Source organism: Burkholderia sp. Ac-20384, from assembly GCF_017104605.1.
Classification (GTDB): Bacteria; Pseudomonadota; Gammaproteobacteria; order Burkholderiales; family Burkholderiaceae; genus Burkholderia; species Burkholderia lata.
In genome coordinates, this window is the sequence record NZ_JAAGPE010000210.1 from 1 (window position 1) to 17,267 (window position 17,267).

15 protein-coding genes are annotated in these 17,267 nt (G+C 66.4%); 8 read left to right on the forward strand and 7 right to left on the reverse strand.

Features of this window, described 5'->3' with window-relative positions; translation table 11 throughout:
- Window positions 1-24: 24 nt before the first annotated feature.
- The 5 genes from G3O00_RS29330 to G3O00_RS29350 all read right to left on the reverse strand — a co-directional run bounded on the left by G3O00_RS29330 (window position 25) and on the right by G3O00_RS29350 (window position 4,457).
- Complete coding sequence (locus G3O00_RS29330) at window positions 25-1,083, reverse strand: DUF1839 family protein (RefSeq protein WP_174932399.1); 1,059 nt, start codon at window positions 1,081-1,083, stop codon at window positions 25-27.
- Window positions 1,080-2,054 (reverse strand): amino acid--[acyl-carrier-protein] ligase, encoded by a 975-nt coding sequence (locus G3O00_RS29335; protein WP_011355408.1) that lies wholly within the window; start codon window positions 2,052-2,054, stop codon window positions 1,080-1,082. The genes G3O00_RS29330 and G3O00_RS29335 overlap by 4 nt, the downstream gene beginning before the upstream one ends.
- Window positions 2,051-3,247, reverse strand: coding sequence for an acyl-CoA dehydrogenase family protein (locus G3O00_RS29340; RefSeq protein WP_174932403.1), 1,197 nt, complete (start codon window positions 3,245-3,247; stop codon window positions 2,051-2,053). Before G3O00_RS29340 ends, G3O00_RS29335 begins: the two co-directional genes overlap by 4 nt.
- Entirely contained in the window at window positions 3,244-3,495 is a 252-nt protein-coding gene (locus tag G3O00_RS29345; RefSeq protein WP_011355406.1) for an acyl carrier protein, read from the reverse strand. The genes G3O00_RS29340 and G3O00_RS29345 overlap by 4 nt, the downstream gene beginning before the upstream one ends.
- A 179-nt stretch (window positions 3,496-3,674) precedes the next feature.
- On the reverse strand, window positions 3,675-4,457 hold the full coding sequence (locus G3O00_RS29350) for a Crp/Fnr family transcriptional regulator (protein WP_011355405.1): 783 nt from the start codon (window positions 4,455-4,457) through the stop codon (window positions 3,675-3,677).
- A 922-nt stretch (window positions 4,458-5,379) separates the two neighbouring features.
- Between G3O00_RS29350 and G3O00_RS29355 the strand changes: the two genes are divergently transcribed.
- From G3O00_RS29355 to polX, 5 genes are all read left to right on the forward strand, one after another.
- Window positions 5,380-6,162 carry a Crp/Fnr family transcriptional regulator gene (locus tag G3O00_RS29355; protein ID WP_174932405.1) on the forward strand — a complete coding sequence of 261 codons (783 nt, stop codon included), beginning with the start codon at window positions 5,380-5,382 and terminating at the stop codon, window positions 6,160-6,162.
- A 2-nt stretch (window positions 6,163-6,164) separates the two neighbouring features.
- Window positions 6,165-7,580: an undecaprenyl-phosphate glucose phosphotransferase gene (locus G3O00_RS29360; protein WP_206145118.1), complete on the forward strand. Its 1,416-nt coding sequence runs from the start codon at window positions 6,165-6,167 to the stop codon at window positions 7,578-7,580.
- 153 nt (window positions 7,581-7,733) lie between these two features.
- Entirely contained in the window at window positions 7,734-8,906 is a 1,173-nt protein-coding gene (locus tag G3O00_RS29365; protein ID WP_206145119.1) for a glycosyltransferase family 1 protein, read from the forward strand.
- Between the two features lie 309 nt (window positions 8,907-9,215).
- Complete coding sequence (locus tag G3O00_RS29370) at window positions 9,216-9,608, forward strand: TraR/DksA family transcriptional regulator (protein ID WP_011355401.1); 393 nt, start codon at window positions 9,216-9,218, stop codon at window positions 9,606-9,608.
- A gap of 155 nt (window positions 9,609-9,763) precedes the next feature.
- Window positions 9,764-11,533: a DNA polymerase/3'-5' exonuclease PolX gene (gene polX, locus G3O00_RS29375; RefSeq protein ID WP_206145120.1), complete on the forward strand. Its 1,770-nt coding sequence runs from the start codon at window positions 9,764-9,766 to the stop codon at window positions 11,531-11,533.
- A gap of 54 nt (window positions 11,534-11,587) precedes the next feature.
- Here polX and ald read toward each other — a convergent pair whose 3' ends face one another.
- Window positions 11,588-12,703 carry an alanine dehydrogenase gene (gene ald / locus G3O00_RS29380; RefSeq protein WP_174932412.1) on the reverse strand — a complete coding sequence of 372 codons (1,116 nt, stop codon included), beginning with the start codon at window positions 12,701-12,703 and terminating at the stop codon, window positions 11,588-11,590.
- Window positions 12,704-13,034: 331 nt separating this feature from the next.
- Here ald and G3O00_RS29385 point away from each other — a divergent pair, with 331 nt between their 5' ends.
- Window positions 13,035-13,451 (forward strand): DUF3995 domain-containing protein, encoded by a 417-nt coding sequence (locus tag G3O00_RS29385; protein ID WP_206145121.1) that lies wholly within the window; start codon window positions 13,035-13,037, stop codon window positions 13,449-13,451.
- 9 nt (window positions 13,452-13,460) lie between these two features.
- On the opposite strand, the gene G3O00_RS29390 is transcribed toward G3O00_RS29385, so the two are convergent.
- Window positions 13,461-14,045, reverse strand: a complete 585-nt coding sequence (locus G3O00_RS29390; RefSeq protein WP_206145122.1) for an RNA 2'-phosphotransferase — start codon at window positions 14,043-14,045, stop codon at window positions 13,461-13,463.
- Window positions 14,046-14,643: 598 nt separating this feature from the next.
- On the opposite strand from G3O00_RS29390, the gene G3O00_RS29395 reads away from it, so the two are divergent.
- Complete coding sequence (locus G3O00_RS29395; protein WP_206145123.1) at window positions 14,644-15,381, forward strand: gluconate 2-dehydrogenase subunit 3 family protein; 738 nt, start codon at window positions 14,644-14,646, stop codon at window positions 15,379-15,381.
- Window positions 15,381-17,159, forward strand: coding sequence for a GMC family oxidoreductase (locus G3O00_RS29400; RefSeq protein WP_011355395.1), 1,779 nt, complete (start codon window positions 15,381-15,383; stop codon window positions 17,157-17,159). The genes G3O00_RS29395 and G3O00_RS29400 overlap by 1 nt, the downstream gene beginning before the upstream one ends.
- Window positions 17,160-17,267 lie beyond the last annotated feature (108 nt).

Sequence of the window (17,267 nt, forward strand, 5' to 3'; positions counted from 1 at the left end):
ACGCGGGCTGGGCACGCGCGCGCGTCACCGCATGGCCGGCACGGGTGCCGCAGTGTCGCTGCGCACGGGCGTCATGTGCCGCAGCGGCAACGCGATCTGGCGCGCGCAGGCAACCACATCCGCGTAGGCGGCCTCGATCGCTTCGAGCGTCGAGTCGCCGCGCTCCTCCTTGCCGCGCGCGCAGGCGCGCGCGAGCCGGAATTCCAGCACCATCGCTTCGGACGCGATGCGGTCGCACGCGGCGCGGATCTCGGCGAACGGCCCGACGCAGCCACTGGCCTGCAGCCAGCGCGCGTAATGGCCGAACAGCTCGAAGTTCGCGCCGAGCTGCCGCACCGAGTTGAACGAGTACGCATGGAAATGCTCGAGCGGCGAATCGGCGAGCGTGCGCGCGTCGGTCTGCAACTGACGCCGGAACGCGGCGATCGGGTTGACGACCGGCAGGCGCCGCAGGTGACGTTGCAGCGCTGTGAGCGACGTTTCGCACAGTTCGCGCTCGTCGAGCGGCGCAAACCGCCGCTTCGCGCATTCGACGTACGGCGGCAGCGTCATCGGCGAACTGCCGCCGACGAGCCCGGTGTAGTCGAAATCCTCGGCCACGTAATAGCCGCTGTTGTGGAAGTAGCCGATCTGGCGCTTGGCGCGGTCGATTGCATCGATGCCGATCGTCGTCTTCGTGTGCTGCGTGCGGTAGCTGCTGCCGCGGGTATCGGGCAGGAACCACGCGTCGACCTCGACGATCATCAGGTGGCCGCGCGCAACCTGCGTCTCGACGTGCTGGTCGAGCGGTTCGTAGATCGAGTGTTCCTGCACGACGATGCCGTACAGCCGCTCCAGTTCGTCGTGCGGAAACTTGAAGAACGTGAACTGGTCGCCCTCGAAATCGAGCGCGATCGTAAACGGCAGCGCCGCGTACGGATTGAAGCCCCACCACCGGAGCACCTCGAGCCACATGTCGACGTAGCAGTTGGTCTGTTTCCAGACCATCTCCTGGCTATGCAGCGGATGCGGCCGGTAGTGGCGCGCGCGGTGGCGCACATCCTCGAACGACGCGTCTTCGCCGTCGCGGGACACGAATCTCATCGCGTGCCCCACAGCACGTCGCGGACTTCCTGCGGCCATGCGTCGATGTCGAAACCGTGATGACGGAACAGCGCGAGCGTGAGCCGCTCGAGGCCGAAGCCGACGCAACCCGTGTGCGCGACGTCGCCCGTCGCGGTGCGGATGTCCCACAGCAGCCCGAAATGGTCCATGTGGTAGTTGAAGCTCAGGCACGCGGTCTGGCGACCGTCATGCTCGATCGGGATCAGCAACTCGAACTTGAGGTTCTGCTCGCGCTGGCTGTTCGCGACGATCTTGCCGCCGCGACCGAAGAACGGATCGTTCGCGAGGTCGATCGCATTGGGCAGGCGCAGCGCCTCGATCATCCGCGTACCGCGTTCGATCCAGGTCTCGCGGAACGACACGATCTGCTCGGGCGTACCGATCCGCACGTACTCGCGCATCCGGAACAGCTGCATGCGGGTCGGGTCGAGCGACGGTTCGTGGCGGAAGCAGTACGAGAAGACGTCGACGATCCGGCCGTCGGCCGGCAGCGCGCCTGCGCGTGCGACGACAGGGTAGACCGGGTAGCACGCGGCCGGCGTCATTACGACATAGGTCGGCTTCTGGCTTTCCGTCCAGTCGTCGCCGCGATCGAGGCACTGCAATACGCGCTGGTGCTGGTGTTCGTCGCCGCAGAATGCATGCACGCTGCCCGCGAGTTGCGGAAAGCTTTTCATGTATTCGCTGCGCTCGAATTCGGTGCGGCTCATCGCCGGCGGGAAGCGCAGCACTTCGGCCTGCTGGTCGGCGCCGATGCGCGTGACGAACGCGTCGAGCGCTTCCACGACGCGCTCGAACCGTTCGCTGCGGCCGAACAGGCCCTGGATGCCGGTGGAGACCAGCAGGCCCGCGTCGATCAGTTCGTCGCGCAGCGGGTTGACGCCCGCGCGGTCGATCGGTGCATCGGCGGGAGTGGAGGCGGCGGAGGGCACGGCAAGGCGATCGTTCACGTATGTTTCTCCAGCGTCGCAGGACGCAGCGCGAGCAGCAGGTTCGAGGTGTTGATGGCAATGCGGTCGTTGCTGATCATCAGCGGCGCCGCATGCAGGTCGCGAATGTGGCGGCCGATGCTGAACGGCGTGCCCTGCTTGTAGCCGGCCATCCCGCAGATCATCATGGCCTGGTGCGCGACTTCCAGCGCGGTCGTCGACACGTAGGTCTTCAGCGTGTTGATCTCGGCGGCCCGGGCCATGCCGGCCGACCACGAGCGGGACGCCGGATTCGCATGAAGGCGCAGCACGTTGTCGACGCGGGCCTGCATCGCCTGCATCAGCGCGAGCGATTCGGCGATGCGCCGCGACGCGGGCGACGGTGCGCCGTCGGTCTGTCGTGCCTGGGCGCGGAAGAATTGATGTGCGCGGTGGAATGCGTCGCCGGCCACGCCGATCCATACCGCGGCCCACAGGATGTGCGACACCGGCACCATCGTTTCTTCGGCGATCTTCGCGAACGGCACCGGCAGGCACTGGACGGCGGCGCCTTGCGCATCGAGCTCGAAACCGTTGCTGCAGGTGCCGCGCATCCCGAGCGTGTCCCATTCGCCGCGGCGCGTGAGCGTGTAGCCGTCGCGCAGCAGCGTGACGAGCACCTGCTCGGAAGCGGGCGCGTCCGCATCGCGTCGTGCGGTCGCGAGGATGCCGTCCGCATAGTCGCCATACGAGATCGTCGGCGCGGATTTGCGCAGCCGGAACTCGCCGCCGTTGATGTCGAGCGCGCACTGGCTCGCACGCAGGTTGCCACCGACGCCGTCTTCCGACGTGGCCGATGCGAGCAGCCACTGGTGGCGCACGAGCTGCTGCAGGAACAGCTTGTGCCAGCCCTGGTCGAGCGCGTGATCGACAATGCAGGCGACCTGGATCTGGTGCATCGCGAACACCATCGCCGACGACGCGCAGGCCTGGCCGAGAATCGAGCAGGCCGACGCGATGTCTTCCAGCGACGCGCCTGCGCCGCCGAGATGGGTCGGGACCATCGCGCCGAGCAGGCGGCGCGCGCGCATCGCCTCGATCGCCTCGACGGGGCAGCGCGCGTCGCGGTCGACCGCGTCCGCGTGCTGCGCGGCGATCTGCGCGACGGCATGCGCGGCCTCGTCGAGCCGACGCGAATCGCTGTCGGCCGCGAGTTCGGGAAGCAGCGCGCTCATGCCGAATGCTCGGTGCGTTGCAGCGTGGTGATGGTGTCCGCGAGCGCGTCGATGCTGCGGAACAGGTTGCGGTTCAGCATCTCGTCGGGAATCTCGATGTTGAATTGCCTCTCGATCGCGAGCATCAGCTGGATCGTGTCGAGTGACGAAAGGCCCGCTTCGTAGAGGTCGTCCCCGTCGCCGATCGAATCGATCGCGGCTTCGAGATGGGCGACGTGCTTCAGGATGGTTCTGATTTCGTTTTTCACGTGCTGCTCCGGCGTGCGTGGTGTCGTCCGCTCGGGCAGACGCGCGATACGCGCTGACGTCCCCCCGGCAGTCCGGCATCAGTAGACCATTGGCAGACACGGCGTTCTGTTCGCCACCCTACAAACGGCTGACCCGGCACGCAGGCGGCGTGGAAGCGCCGCCCGATGCGGCATGCCGATCAGGCCCGCGACGCGGCCGGCACGCCCGAATCGGCCGACAGGATGCGCTTCATCTCGTCGCGCACGATCGCGCGGCAGCCGCACGACATTTTTTCGAGGCCATTGAGGTCGGCGAGCTCGATCGAACTCCGGTATTGCCGGATCAGGCCCAGCTTCTGGATTTCGCCAGCGGCATCGGTGACCGTTTCGCGCCGCACGCCGAGCATTTGCGCCAGCATGCTGTGCGTCACCTGGATCTCGATGCTGCGGGTCCGGTCGTACGCGAGCAGGAACCATCTGCATAACTGATGTTTGAGCACGTGATGACGGCTGCAGAACGTGATCTGCGAGACCTGCGCCATCAGCAGCCGCACGCACACGAACACGAGATGGCGGATCACCGGCGATGCGTCGAACGCCGCGGCGAACACGCGCCGGTCGAGCCGGTAGACGAAGCCGTCGCGGCATGCCACGGCGCGGCAGGGCATCCGGCCGCTGCCGCCGATCACGTCGTCGCACACCACGCTTTCGCTACCGATCTCCGCGACTTCCAGCGTCATGCCGCCGGACGACACGTACTGCAGCGAAATCGCGGTCGTGACGGGCAGGTAGACCGCGGCGAGCATTTCTCCAGGCTCGCAGAGCACTTGTCCGGATTTCAGGTGGACGAGTTGAAGGTGGGGGACCAGCGTCGCGAGCTCGTCGCGGTCGATGGCCGCGAGAAAGCGGTTCGCATCGAAGCTGTGGGAAAGCTCGATCATGCCGTTCGCGTACGCAACGGCTTCAGGGGCCTGGTGAGTCACGGCGCATCCTCGTAGGGTGGCGGTCACGCGTCGTCGCGGCGATACCCCGAAAATGGGGAATTCGCACGATCGTGCGGACTTGTGTTCGTCAAAAATGGAGTGACGATACTGGCAAAAAGGCTAGCACGCCATTGAAATTGATCAATTGCACATTGCGTCATTTCACAAAGTTTGACGATTTTGGCCGGGTGCAAACGTTATCCGGATTTAATGATTCATTCCAGCGGAATTAATCATCCGGAAGCCGAATGCGACTTCTCGCATTCATTTCGTGTCGTCCGGGAATCAATCGGGCAAGGGCGCGCATCACTTTGGCAAAGTGCGTGGTGGGCATTGAACATTCTTTGACAAATAAATGGTGCGCGCAAAAATAGCGATGAATATCAACGGCTTGCGGATGAATTGTGCGGTAGGTGACAGAGCTGAAAATTAGTGTGTCGATTCAAATTTGAGACAGTTTCAAACAGCCGTGTGAGGCGTGGAGTCGTGGCGGAATGCTGTCCGGCACATCATGGAAACAATTGAAAATCTACTGTAAGTATATGAGCGGCAAGCCTCGCAGTACCGGTGTGGCTGCTTCGGCGCGTTGCACGCGAAATGATCAGTCAAATGGCGTGCAGTGTCCATCGTCCGGAAGAGTGTCCGGAAATGAGACGCTTTTTTTGCTTTTGAACGGGTTATTCGGGTGATCTAAATCCGGTGTGATTCATATATTAATGATGGGCATGTATTGGCACGTAAATCGCTTATTCGGGCTGGCGTGTCGAAGCGGGACGGTCGACTCGATCCGGCGGCGGTAAGCCGATGGTCGGTCGGAATCAGGGTTGTGGCCGCAACCCAAGCCAACGTCCGGGCGCGCATCGCGATAACGAATTCCGTGTACGCAGCTGCAGGCGGCGCGGACGATAAAAGGGATACAGACATGCTTCATCTTCACTCGAGCTACTCGGCGAATGCCATCCTCGATGCCCTCCCCGAGGACAGCATCCGCAACATTGCACCGCATCTCGAACTGGTCAGGATCAAGGCCGGGATGCTTGACCGGGTCGGCGAGCCGATGCGTCACGTGCACTTCCCGACTACGTCGATGATGTCGGTGCAGCACCTGATGGAGGACGGTGCGATGGTCGAGGTGGCGCAGGTCGGCCGCGAGGGGGTGGTCGGGCTGGCGACGATGGTCGGTGGCGCTGCGGCGTCGCACCGCGTCGAGGTCCGCATCGGCGGGATGGCCTATCGCGTGCCGAGCTGCGTGATACGCGCCGAATTCGAGCGCTCGCCGGAAACCTACCGGCTGCTGCTCAACTATTGCCAGGCGGCGATGGCACAGATCTCGCGCAGCGCGCTGTGCAACCGGCATCACTCGGTCAGCGAGCAGCTCAGCCGCTGGCTGCTGCTTGCACACGACCGCATCGACGGCGACGAACTGGCCGTCACGCAGCAGACGATCGCGAACATGCTCGGCGTGCGGCGCGAAGGCGTGACGGAAGCGGCGGGCAACCTGCAGGAAGCCGGGCTGATCCGGCAACGCCGCGGCCGCATCACGGTGCTCGACCGCGACGGCCTCGAACATCACGCGTGTGAATGCTACGACCTGATTCGCGCGGACTATCGCAGGCTGCTCGGCACACGCGGGACGGCAAGGCCGGCGCCGGTTCGGACCCGCATGCCGGACGCGCATCGCGGGTTCCCGGCACATGGTGCGTGACGATGCAGTCGAGGTCCGGTGGAGCGAATGCGTTGCGGCGTTCTGTGATCGCAGTTACCGACGTCGTGCTCGTGCTGGCAGGCGCGCTCGCGGCGCAGGTGGCGTCGGGCCTCGCGTGGCGCGAGCTGTCCGACGCGCAGCGCGGCGCGATCGCGCTGCTGTGCGTGCTGACCGTGGCCTTGCTGCCGCGCTACCTGCGCACCGTGCGTGGCAGCGTCGCGCCGCAAGGCGGCACGCACGTGCTGACGCAAACGGTGGTGGCGCTCGTCTGCGCAAGCGTGCTGACGGTGGCCGCCGCGATGTGGATCATGAACCGCGGCGGCACGGTCACGACACGCTGGATCGTGCGCACGGTGCTGGCCGGCGACGCCGCGTTGCTGCTCGGCCGTGCCGCGCTGCTGGCGCTCGCGCTGACGCGTGACGATCCTCGTGCGCGGCAGCGCCGCGTCGCGGTGGTCGGTGCCACGGCGTACGGACGTGTCGCGGTCGAGCGGATGCAGCTTGCGCCGCAGGGGCCTTTCGTGGCGGCGTGCGTATTCGATGACGACGCACCGGCTGCCACCGGCGGGATCGGCGGCGTGCCGGTGATCGACGACTGGGAAGCGTTGCGCGACCTGATTCGCGGCGGCGAGATCGACGAGGTCTGGCTCACGCTGCCGATGTCGCACGAGTGGCGGATCCAGCGCATCGTCCGCGAGTTGCGCGACGAGTTCGTGGAACTGCGGCTGCTGCCCGACGTGCGGCAGATGGCCGTGGTCGATCGCTCGGCGACCGACGTGCTCGGCATGCCGGCCATCAACCTCGCGACCACGCCGCGCTCGGCGCCGGAGCTGTGGGCGAAGTTCGCGTTCGACCGGTTGTTCGCGTTCGGCGTGCTGATTCCGTTGCTGCCGCTGCTGTCGATGCTGGCGATCGCGGTCAAGCTGTCGTCGCCGGGGCCCGTGCTGTTCAGGCAGCGCCGCAAGGGCGTCGACGGCCGCGAGTTCGACATCCTGAAGTTCCGGACGATGCGCGTGCATCGCGACCAACCGGGTGTCGTGCGGCAGGCGTCGCGCAACGATTCGCGCATCACGCGCGTCGGCGCGTTCCTGCGGCGCACGTCGCTCGACGAGTTGCCGCAGTTCTTCAACGTGTTGTTCGGGCAGATGTCGGTCGTCGGCCCGCGCCCCCATGCGATCGAACACGACGACTTGTACCGGCAACTGATCGACTGCTACATGTACCGCTACCGCGTGCGGCCCGGCATCACCGGATGGGCACAGGTGAACGGCTATCGCGGCGAGACGCGCAAGGTCGAGGCGATGGAAGCGCGTGTGAAGTTCGATCTGTTCTACATGCAGAACTGGAGCTTCTGGTTCGACATAAAGATCATCCTGTTGACGGTCGTGCGGGGATTCATCGGGCGCAATGCGTTCTAAGGATGACGAATCATCCGGGAAGCGGCGCGTTGTGCGATCGAACGTACCGACCGGAGCGCGGATGACGGACACACTGACGGCACAGCAGCATCCCGCATGACGGGGTGTCCGGCGGCGCAAAGACGCGCCGCAGCCATCGGAATGGTCACGATCATGTCAACGTCGATTCGAGAGCGAAGCGCACCGGTATTGCAGGAAGCGCGCGCGGAGCGGGGCGCCGGCACGGCCGCGTCTGCCGCGCAGCCGTGCCGGCTCGCAATCAACGGGAAATTCACCGCGCAGCGCATGACGGGTGTTCAGCGCGTGGCATACGAACTGACGGCCGAGCTCGCACGGATCGCCAGCGCCGACGATGCCCTGTCGCTCGTCGTGCCGTCCGATCACGATCCGGCAGCCATGCCGGCCGGCGCGCGGTCGCTGACGTCCGGGCGCCGTCACGGCACGCTGTGGGAACAATGGACGCTGCCGCGCACGACGCGCGGCCGGACCTTGCTGAGCCTTTGCAACATTGGCCCGCTGGTCAAGCGCGATCAACTGCTGGTGATTCATGACGCGGCGATTTTCGATCTGCCGGACGGCTATTCGATGGCGTTTCGCCTCTGGTACCGCTTCGCGTTCTCGATCATGAAACGACGTGCGCGCCATATCGTGACGGTTTCGCATTTTTCGCGGGCGCGGCTGGCCGCGCGGCTTGGCGTGCCGCCTGCACGCCTGTCGGTCGTGCCGGGTGCGGTCGATCATATCGACCGCATCGATGCCGATCCCGGCGTGCTGTCACGCCTGAATCTCGAGACGGACCGCTACGTGTTGTTCGTCGGGTCGCTCGCGCCCGGCAAGAACCTCGTGCGCGCACTGGCTGCGGTAGCGCTGATGCGCGAGTCGCACCCGACGTTGCGCTTCGTGATCGCGGGGGGCGCCAATGCGAAGGTCTTCGGCGCACGGGCGGCGGGCCTGCGCGAAGACGACCCGTATGTCACATGGGCCGGTTACGTGACCGACGGCGAGCTGAAGGCGCTGTACGAGCATGCGGGCTGCTTCGTGTTTCCGTCGCTATACGAAGGATTCGGGCTGCCGCCGCTCGAGGCGATGCGGTGTGGCTGCCCGGTCATCGTGTCGCACGAAGGCGCGCTTCCGGAAGTCTGCGGCGGTGCAGCGCTGTTCTGCGATGCGTATTCGCCGCCGGATATCGCCGCGGCGATCGCCCGCGTCATGGACGATCCCGAACTGCGGGCACGGCTGCGCACGCTGGGCCGCGAGCAGGCGCAGCGGTATAGCTGGCAGCGCTCGGCGCGTACGTTGCTCGACATCGTCCGTGCCGATGCGTGACGCGCGATGACGCAACGTTGCGCACGGGTCGAGCGATCCCGCGGTGCTTGCGACATCCCCGTTCGACGACGTCGCGATTTCACGTCCGTCCCCAATTCCGCATACATCTGCATGCACCGAGCGCCACGCTGATTCCGGTCAACACACGCGAGTTCATTGGGTTTATCCTGCGTCGAATGCGTCCGGCACTTCGTGTCTCCGGGCGCACATCCGGACACGGTGGCAGGGGGTGACGCCTGTCCGCCGCGCACCGGCGCGACACCGCGCGCCGCAATGCTCCGCGCGGAACCCGGAACAGGAGAGACGGCCATGGCGCTCGACCAACAACAACGGCAGACGCTGAAACAGCGGCTGAACGAGAGCGAGCAGACGTTGCGTGCGGAGATTCGCACCACCGAAGACCAGCGCGCGTCGGAATCCTACGCAGACCTTGCCGGCGCGGCGCCGGACGAGGGCGACGAGGCCAATGCGGACCTGTTCGTCGACGTCGATCATGCGTTGATCGGCATGAAACTGACCGAGCTGCGCGCGATCGGCCGCGCCCAGCAGCGGATGCGCGACGGCAGCTACGGCGAGTGCATCGACTGCGACGGTTCGGTCGGCTACGAGCGCCTGCTGGCACGCCCGGCCGCCGAACGCTGCACGCATTGCCAGTCGATCTACGAGCGGCACTACGCGACCACGCCGCGCGCTTCCCTCTGACTCCGGTGTCGTCGCCATCACGGCGCTGCACGCGCGGCACGGCCGGCGTACGATGATGAACGGGCGCCCGGCGGCGTCAGCATGCGGCGCCGGGCGGGCAGACGCCGTCGCGCACGCGCACGGCGCCATCCACGTGGAAGGGAGCCACGCCGATCATGCCGATCCACAATGCCGGGTGTGCGGCCGTGTTCGCCGAGATTGCCGACATGCTCGAAATCCAGGGCGCCAATCCGTTCCGGGTGCGTGCCTATCGCAACGCCGCACGGACGATTGCCGACTATGGGCGCGATATTCCGACGATGATCGCGAACGGCGACGATCTCGGCAAGATTCCGTCGATCGGGCCCGATCTGGCTTCGAAGCTGCGCGAGATCGCCGCGACCGGCACCTGCGAATTGCAGCAAACGCTGCGTCACGCGTTGCCGGGCGCGATCGTCGAGTTGCTCGACGTGCCGGGGCTCGGCGCGAAACGCGTGAAGGCGCTGCATGACGCACTGCACGTCGATTCGCTCGAGCAGCTTCGCGCGGAAGCGAAGAGCGGGCACGTGCGCGAGCTGCCGGGCTTCGGCGCGAAAACCGAAGCGCATCTGCTCGAAGCGATCGACGACCGGCTGAAGCGCGAACCTCAACGCTTCCTGCTGCCGGATGCGGCGCACTCGCTGCTGCCGCTGCTCGAACGCCTGCGCGCGATTGCCGGCGTCGGCAAGGCCGTGCCGGCCGGCAGTTTCCGCCGCCGCCGCGAGACGGTCGGCGATCTCGACATCCTCGTCACCGCACGCGATCCGGTGGCCGTCGCCGAAGCGTTCGTCGGCTATGGCGAGGTGGCGCGCGTGCTGGCGCACGGCAAGACGAAGTCGAGCGTCGTACTCGCCAGCGGGTTGCAGGTCGACTTGCGCGTCGTCGATGCCGACGCATTCGGCGCGGCGCTCGTCTACTTCACCGGATCGAAGGCGCACAACATCGCGTTGCGCAGGATCGCGCAGGCCGGCGGGCTGAAGATCAACGAGTACGGCGTGTTTCGCGGCGACGAACGGATTGCCGGGGAGACCGAGGCGTCGATCTATGCGGCGATCGGGCTGCACGACGTACCGCCCGAATTGCGCGAGGATCGCGGCGAGATCGACGCAGCACGAGCAGGCACGCTGCCGGCGCTGGTCGAGCGCAAGCATGTCCACGGCGACCTGCATGCGCATACCGACGCGTCGGCCGGCCGCGACAGCCTGCGCGCGATGGCCGATGCGGCACGCGCTCGCGGGTTCGCGTACCTGGCCATCACCGACCGGGCACCGCACGCCGGCGGCGGCCGCAACAACGTCGACTGGCTTGCCCGGCAGCTCGACGAGATCGATCGCCTCAACGCGTCGTTCGACGATTTCGTGCTGCTCAAGGGCGTGGAGGCCGGCATTCGCGAGGATGGCAGTCTCGACGTGCCCGATGCGATGCTCGGTCGCCTCGATCTGGTGGTCGGTGCGGTACGCGACGGCTTCGAGCTGTCACGCGATGCGCAGACCGCGCGCATGCTGCGCGCGATGGATCATCCGTATTTCACGATTCTCGCGCACCCGACGGGCCGCGTGCTCGGCGAGCGCGACGCATGCGAACTCGACGTGCCGCGCGTGATCGCGCATGCCGCGGCGCGCGGCTGCTTCGTCGAACTCGATGCGCAGCCGCGGCGGCTCGACCTGCCGGACATCTGGTGCCGCGAGGCGGCGAAGGCCGGCGTGCCGGTGGCGATCGGCTCGGATGCGTGCAGTGCGGACGAACTCGACAATCTTGCGTACGGGGTCGATCAGGCGCGTCGTGGCTGGCTCACGCGGCCCGACGTGCTGAACACGCGCACGCTTGCGCAATTGAGGCCGCTGCTGGCGCGCACGATGGGCGCGGGCGGGGCGTCGAAGCGCAGCGGCGGCGCGAAGGGCGCGTGAACGCAACTGGCGGCGCGTGCCGTCAGCCGCTGGCCACACATGAATGCGGTCACGTCATGCCAGCACACCGGTCGCCGGCACGTAGGGCAGGCCGAGCGCCAGCGCGACTGCCTCGTACGTGATGTGCCCGTCGCACACGTTCAGGCCCGCACGCAGGTGCGGATCGTCGGTCATCGCCTGTTTCCAGCCCTTGTCGGCGAGCGCGAGCGCATGGGTGAGCGTCGCGTTGTTCAGCGCGAAGGTCGACGTGCGCGCGACCGCGCCGGGCATGTTCGCGACGCAGTAGTGCACGACGCCGTCGACGACGAAGGTCGGGGCCGCGTGCGTCGTCGCATGCGAGGTTTCGAAGCATCCGCCCTGGTCGATCGCGACGTCGACGACGACCGCTCCCGTGCGCATCGTCGCGATCATGTCGCGCGTGACGAGCCGCGGCGCCGATGCGCCCGGCACGAGCACGGCGCCGATCACGACGTCGGCATCGCGCACGGCTTCGTCGATCGTGTGCGCGTTCGAGCAGACGGTCGTGATCCGGTTGGCGAAGACGAGGTCGAGCTGGCGCAGCCGGTTCACGTTGGTGTCGAGCACGGTGACGCGTGCGCCGAGGCCGACCGCCATCTGCAGCGCGCCGGTGCCCACCACGCCCGCGCCGAGCACGACGACATGCGCGGCCGGCACGCCGGGCACACCGGCCATCAGCAGGCCACGCCCGCCGCGCGGGCTTTCGAGGTGGGTCGCCGCGACCTGGATCGACATGCGCCCGGCCACCTCGCTCATCGGCGCGAGCAGCGGCAGGCCGCCGCCGGGGCCGGTCACGGTTTCGTAGGCGATGCAGACGGCGCCGGACTTCACGAGCGCGGCCGCCTGGTCGGGATCGGGCGCGAGATGCAGGTACGTGTAGAGGATCTGCCCGCGTCGCAACATCGCGCATTCCGCCGGTTGCGGCTCCTTGACCTTGATGATCATGTCGGCACGCGCGAAGACTTCGTCGGCACCGTCGCAAAGCGATGCGCCCGCGGCCGTGTAGTCGTTGTCGAGCAGGCCGATCGCCGTGCCCGCGCCGCGCTGCACCAGGACACGATGGCCGTGCCGCGTCAATTCGCGCGCGCCGGCCGGCGTGAGGCCGACACGGTATTCGTGGTTCTTGATCTCTTTCGGCACACCGATCAGCATGAGTCGCCTCCATGGCCTTCGTTATCGTTGTCGTGCAGGTGCGCAAAGCGGCGAACGATGCACGTGCGGCCGATCGCGCCGGGGCGTATCGACCGCGGTACTGGAATAACAGGGTAGTAGTGCGCGGAGGGAAGTCAAGCGGCCGGCCCGCGCGCGCCTGCGGTCGCACTGCATCGCAACATGCGTCGTGGCGGGTTGCGACCGGACGTCGCAATGCAAGCGTTGCCGGGTTTCGGTATCGTCACGTGTGTCGCGGACCGGGGCCGCGCGCCGGAACCTGGCTGGCAACCCATCGAGATAACGAGACAACGAGACGAGGACATCGATCGACATGACCGGAGCGTATTTCAGCGTGCCGACGCTTTGCGCAATCGCGCTCATTCACGTCTACTGGGCGTTGGGCGGGCGGCGCGGCAAGGGAGCGGCCATTCCGGAGCAGGACGGCGAACCGCTGCTGCGGCCAACCGCCATTGGCACCTTGGCAGTCGCGGTGGCGCTGCTGGGCGGCGCGTGCGTGGTTGCCGCGCGTGCCGGGTGGATGGGGCCGAACACGTATCCCGGCACGATCTCGTTCGCGGTCGTTGCGTTCGCACTGATCTTCGCGGTGCGGGCCGTCGGCGATTTCCGTTACGTCGGCTTCTTCAAGCGGATTCGCGGGTCGCGTTTCGCACGCATGGACACGCTGTATTACTCGCCGCTTTGCGCGGCGCTGGCGCTGTCGATCGCGTCGATGTTCTGGCCGTGGTGAGCGCGCGTCTCAGCGCGCGGGCCCGTCCATCTCTTTAAGGTATTCCGCCGGCACGGTGTCGGTCAGCCATACGCCGTTTTCCGCGACGAAGAACGTGTGGCCTTGCAGATGCATGCGCTGCGCATCGACCTCGAGAATCACCGGCACGCCGTAGCGTGTGCCGACGGCCAGCGCGGTCCGGATGTCCGCCGACAGATGCACGTGATGACGGGCGCCCGGTTTCAGCCCTTGTGCCCGGATCGAATCCAGGAAGCGCGTCGCGGTGCCGTGATAGACGCGCTCGGGCGGCTGCGCGGCCGGATAGCGGCGCTGCACGACGGGCGTCGAATGCCCTTGTACCGCACGGATGCGACGGCCGTCGTCGGAGAGGGCGAAGCGCTGCTTGTCGTTGGTCGCGCAGACGGTTTCCAGCGTTGCGCGATCGAGATGGAGCCCCTGGCGGGCGATACCCACGATCAGTTCGTCGATGTCGGCCCAGCCTTCCGGGTCGAGTTGCAGCCCGATCGTCTGCGGCGCGTGGCGCAGCAGGTAGCTGAGCGTGCGGCTGATGCGGGTCGCGTCGGGCGCCGGCAGTTCATTCTTCTTTGTATTCATGAGTCGCGGAGGCTACCAGACCGCCACGCAGCGCACCCTCGGGTGCGCTGCGTGGCTGGAAAGCGACAGCCTTCGGTGCAGCTCGCCACACAACAATCGTCTACCTGACGCCCGCATCAGCCGGTAATCACACGATCCTTGTGCGTTCCGGCTGCCGGATTTTTCAATTGTTGCAATTTTCGATGCATTGAATTGCATTGGAGTAACTCTTGATGGAACCGGTTCCAGATATAATTCGCGGCACTTGTCGCCTGACCCGAAAGAGGGTCGTGCACGTCGCGCTTGCTGTCGGCAAACGCGGCGTCTAAGTTGAATGAGGGTCATGAGCGATGAGGGGCAGATGCAGGCAGATGCCGGTATTTGTCAGACGATAAGGCTCGCGAAGAAGCCGATCCGTGCAGCGCAGCCTGAATTGGCGCGATGTGCGGCTGCATGAAGGCGCTGCCGCGCATTGCACGGACGGCGCCTGCATCGTGGTTGTTCGCAACAGACGAAAGAACAGGACGGCCAGCCGCGTGCGGCATGGCTGCCATGCCGGACATGCCGCATGCGGAGTGCGCGCGTCCGGGCCCCGATCCCCAACGATCAACATCCGACCATGTCCACGTCACCTGACAAACCCAATTCGCGCCGCCGTTTCCTGCGCACGTCGGTCGCGCTCGTGCCGATCGCGTCGGTCGCCGGCTGCGACCTGCGCTCGTCGTCGCCGTCCGCGACGACCGGCAACGCGCCCGGTGCATCGGCCAACGCCGAACGCACCCCGTACAAGCCGACCTTTTTCGATGCGAAGGAATGGGCGTTCGTCCAGGCCGCCGTCGACCGGCTGATTCCGGCCGACGCGGAAGGCCCCGGCGCGCTCGAATCGGGCGTGCCCGAATTCATCGACCGCCAGATGGAGACGCCGTATGCGCACGGCGCCACCTGGTACATGCAGGGGCCGTTCCAGCAGGGCGTGCCCGAGCTCGGCTATCAACTGAAGCTGGTGCCGCGCGACATCTACCGGCTCGGCATCGCGGCGGTCAACCGTTATTGCGAGAAGACCCACGGCAAGGCGTTCGCAGAGCTCGACGCGCCGACGCGCGACACCGTGCTCGGCGCGCTGGAGAAGGGCGGTGCGCAGATCGACGACGTGCCGCCCGGCGTGTTCTTCGGCCAGTTGCTGCAGAACACGCGCGAAGGCTACTTCTGCGACCCGGTGCATGGCGGCAATCACGACATGGCCGCGTGGAAAATGATCGGCTTTCCCGGCGCGCGCGCGGACTTCATGGATTTCGTCAACCAGAGCGGCAAGCCCTATCCGTATGGCCCCGTCTCGATCAACGGGGAGCGCAGCTGATGGCCGCAGAGAAAAAACCGCATGTCGATGCGGTGATCGTCGGCTTCGGCTGGACCGGCGCGATTCTCGCGAAGGAACTGACCGAAGCGGGCCTGAACGTCGTTGCGCTCGAGCGCGGCGAGTATCGCGACACCTATCCGGACGGCGCGTATCCGAACACGATCGACGAGCTGACCTACAACATCCGCAAGAAGCTGTTCCTCGACCTGTCGAAGACGACCGTGTCGATCCGCCACGGCCTGCAGGACACCGCGCTGCCGTACCGGCAGCTCGCCGCGTTCCTCCCGGGCGAAGGCGTGGGCGGTGCGGGGCTGCACTGGTCGGGCGTCCATTTCCGGATCACGCCGGAAGAGCTGCGCCTGCGCAGCCACTATGAAGAGCGCTACGGCAAGAAGTTCATCCCCGAAGGGATGACGATCCAGGACACGGGCGTGACCTACGAGGAGCTCGAGCCGCATTTCGACTTCGCCGAGAAGGTGTTCGGCACGTCGGGGCAGGCGTACAAGGTCGGCGGCAAGGTGGTCGGCGACGGTAACGTGTTCGAAGCGAACCGCAGCGACAACTTCCCGCTGCCCGCGCAGCTCAACACCTATTCGGCGCAGCGCTTCTCCGATGCGGCGAAGTCGCTCGGCCTGCATCCGTACCGGCTGCCGTCGGCGAACACGTCGGGCCCGTACACGAACCCGTACGGCGTGCAGATGGGTCCGTGCAACTTCTGCGGCTACTGCAGCGGCTACGCGTGCTACATGTACTCGAAGGCGTCGCCGAACCTGAACATCCTGCCCGCGCTGAAGCAGGCGCCGAACTTCGAGCTGCGCTCGAAGTGCCACGTGCTGCGCGTCGACCTCGACGATACGAAAAAGCGCGCGACGGGCGTGACCTACGTCGACCCGGCCGGGCGTGAAGTGCACCAGCCGGCCGATCTCGTGATCGTGGCCGCGTTCCAGTACCACAACGTGCACCTGCTGCTGCTGTCGGGCATCGGCAAGCCGTACGACCCGATCTCGGGCGAAGGCGTCGTGGGCCGCAATTTCGCGTACCAGAACCTGTCGACGATCAAGGCGTTTTTCGACAAGGATACCTACACGAATCCGTTCATCGGCGCGGGCGGCAACGGCGTCGCAGTGGACGATTTCAACGCGGACAACTTCGACCATGGCCCGCTCGGCTTCGTCGGCGGCTCGCCGCTGTGGGTGAACCAGGCCGGCGTGAAGCCGATCAGCGGCATCGCGACGCCGCCCGGCACGCCGCAGTGGGGCTCCGCGTGGAAGAAGGCGGTCAAGGACAACTACGCGCACACGATCTCGATGGATGCGCACGGCACCAACATGTCGTACCGCGACGTGTATCTCGACCTCGATCCGACCTATCGCGACTCGTACGGCCAGCCGCTGTTGCGGATGACCTTCGACTGGAAGGACAACGACATCAAGATGGCGCAGTACGTGACCGGGCAGATGAAGAAGATCGCGGAGGCGATGGGGCCGAAGGCGATCGGCGTATCGACGCGCGAATTCGGCAAGCACTTCGATTCGCGCGCGTACCAGACGACTCACCTCGTCGGCGGCGCGATCATGGGCACCGACCCGAAGACGAGCGTGCTGAACCGCTACCTGCAGTGCTGGGACGTGCACAACGTGTTCGTGATGGGCGCATCGGCGCTGCCGCAGGGCATCGGCTACAACCCGACCGGGATCATCGCGGCGCTGGCTTATTGGTCGGCACGTGCGATCCGCGAGCAATACCTGAAAAATCCCGCCCCGCTGGTGACCGTATGAAGAGGACGATGAACCACAACGTCGCGCGCCGGATGTCGCGCGCGCTGGCGGCCGGGGCGGCGCGCCGCGGCATCTACTGGCGCCCCACTGCGCACATACGCCGCCCGC

What these genes read in the sequence shown, in the direction of transcription:
- polX (WP_206145120.1), top strand. Translation starts at nt 9,764, where the DNA reads ATGCCGATCCACAATGCCGGGTGTGCGGCCGTGTTCGCCGAGATTGCC.
- G3O00_RS29360 (WP_206145118.1), top strand. Translation starts at nt 6,165, where the DNA reads ATGCAGTCGAGGTCCGGTGGAGCGAATGCGTTGCGGCGTTCTGTGATC.
- G3O00_RS29385 (WP_206145121.1), top strand. Translation starts at nt 13,035, where the DNA reads ATGACCGGAGCGTATTTCAGCGTGCCGACGCTTTGCGCAATCGCGCTC.
- G3O00_RS29370 (WP_011355401.1), top strand. Translation starts at nt 9,216, where the DNA reads ATGGCGCTCGACCAACAACAACGGCAGACGCTGAAACAGCGGCTGAAC.
- G3O00_RS29330 (WP_174932399.1), bottom strand. Translation starts at nt 1,083, where the DNA reads ATGAGATTCGTGTCCCGCGACGGCGAAGACGCGTCGTTCGAGGATGTG.
- G3O00_RS29365 (WP_206145119.1), top strand. Translation starts at nt 7,734, where the DNA reads ATGTCAACGTCGATTCGAGAGCGAAGCGCACCGGTATTGCAGGAAGCG.
- G3O00_RS29390 (WP_206145122.1), bottom strand. Translation starts at nt 14,045, where the DNA reads ATGAATACAAAGAAGAATGAACTGCCGGCGCCCGACGCGACCCGCATC.
- G3O00_RS29395 (WP_206145123.1), top strand. Translation starts at nt 14,644, where the DNA reads ATGTCCACGTCACCTGACAAACCCAATTCGCGCCGCCGTTTCCTGCGC.
- G3O00_RS29355 (WP_174932405.1), top strand. Translation starts at nt 5,380, where the DNA reads ATGCTTCATCTTCACTCGAGCTACTCGGCGAATGCCATCCTCGATGCC.
- ald (WP_174932412.1), bottom strand. Translation starts at nt 12,703, where the DNA reads ATGCTGATCGGTGTGCCGAAAGAGATCAAGAACCACGAATACCGTGTC.
- G3O00_RS29400 (WP_011355395.1), top strand. Translation starts at nt 15,381, where the DNA reads ATGGCCGCAGAGAAAAAACCGCATGTCGATGCGGTGATCGTCGGCTTC.
- G3O00_RS29340 (WP_174932403.1), bottom strand. Translation starts at nt 3,247, where the DNA reads ATGAGCGCGCTGCTTCCCGAACTCGCGGCCGACAGCGATTCGCGTCGG.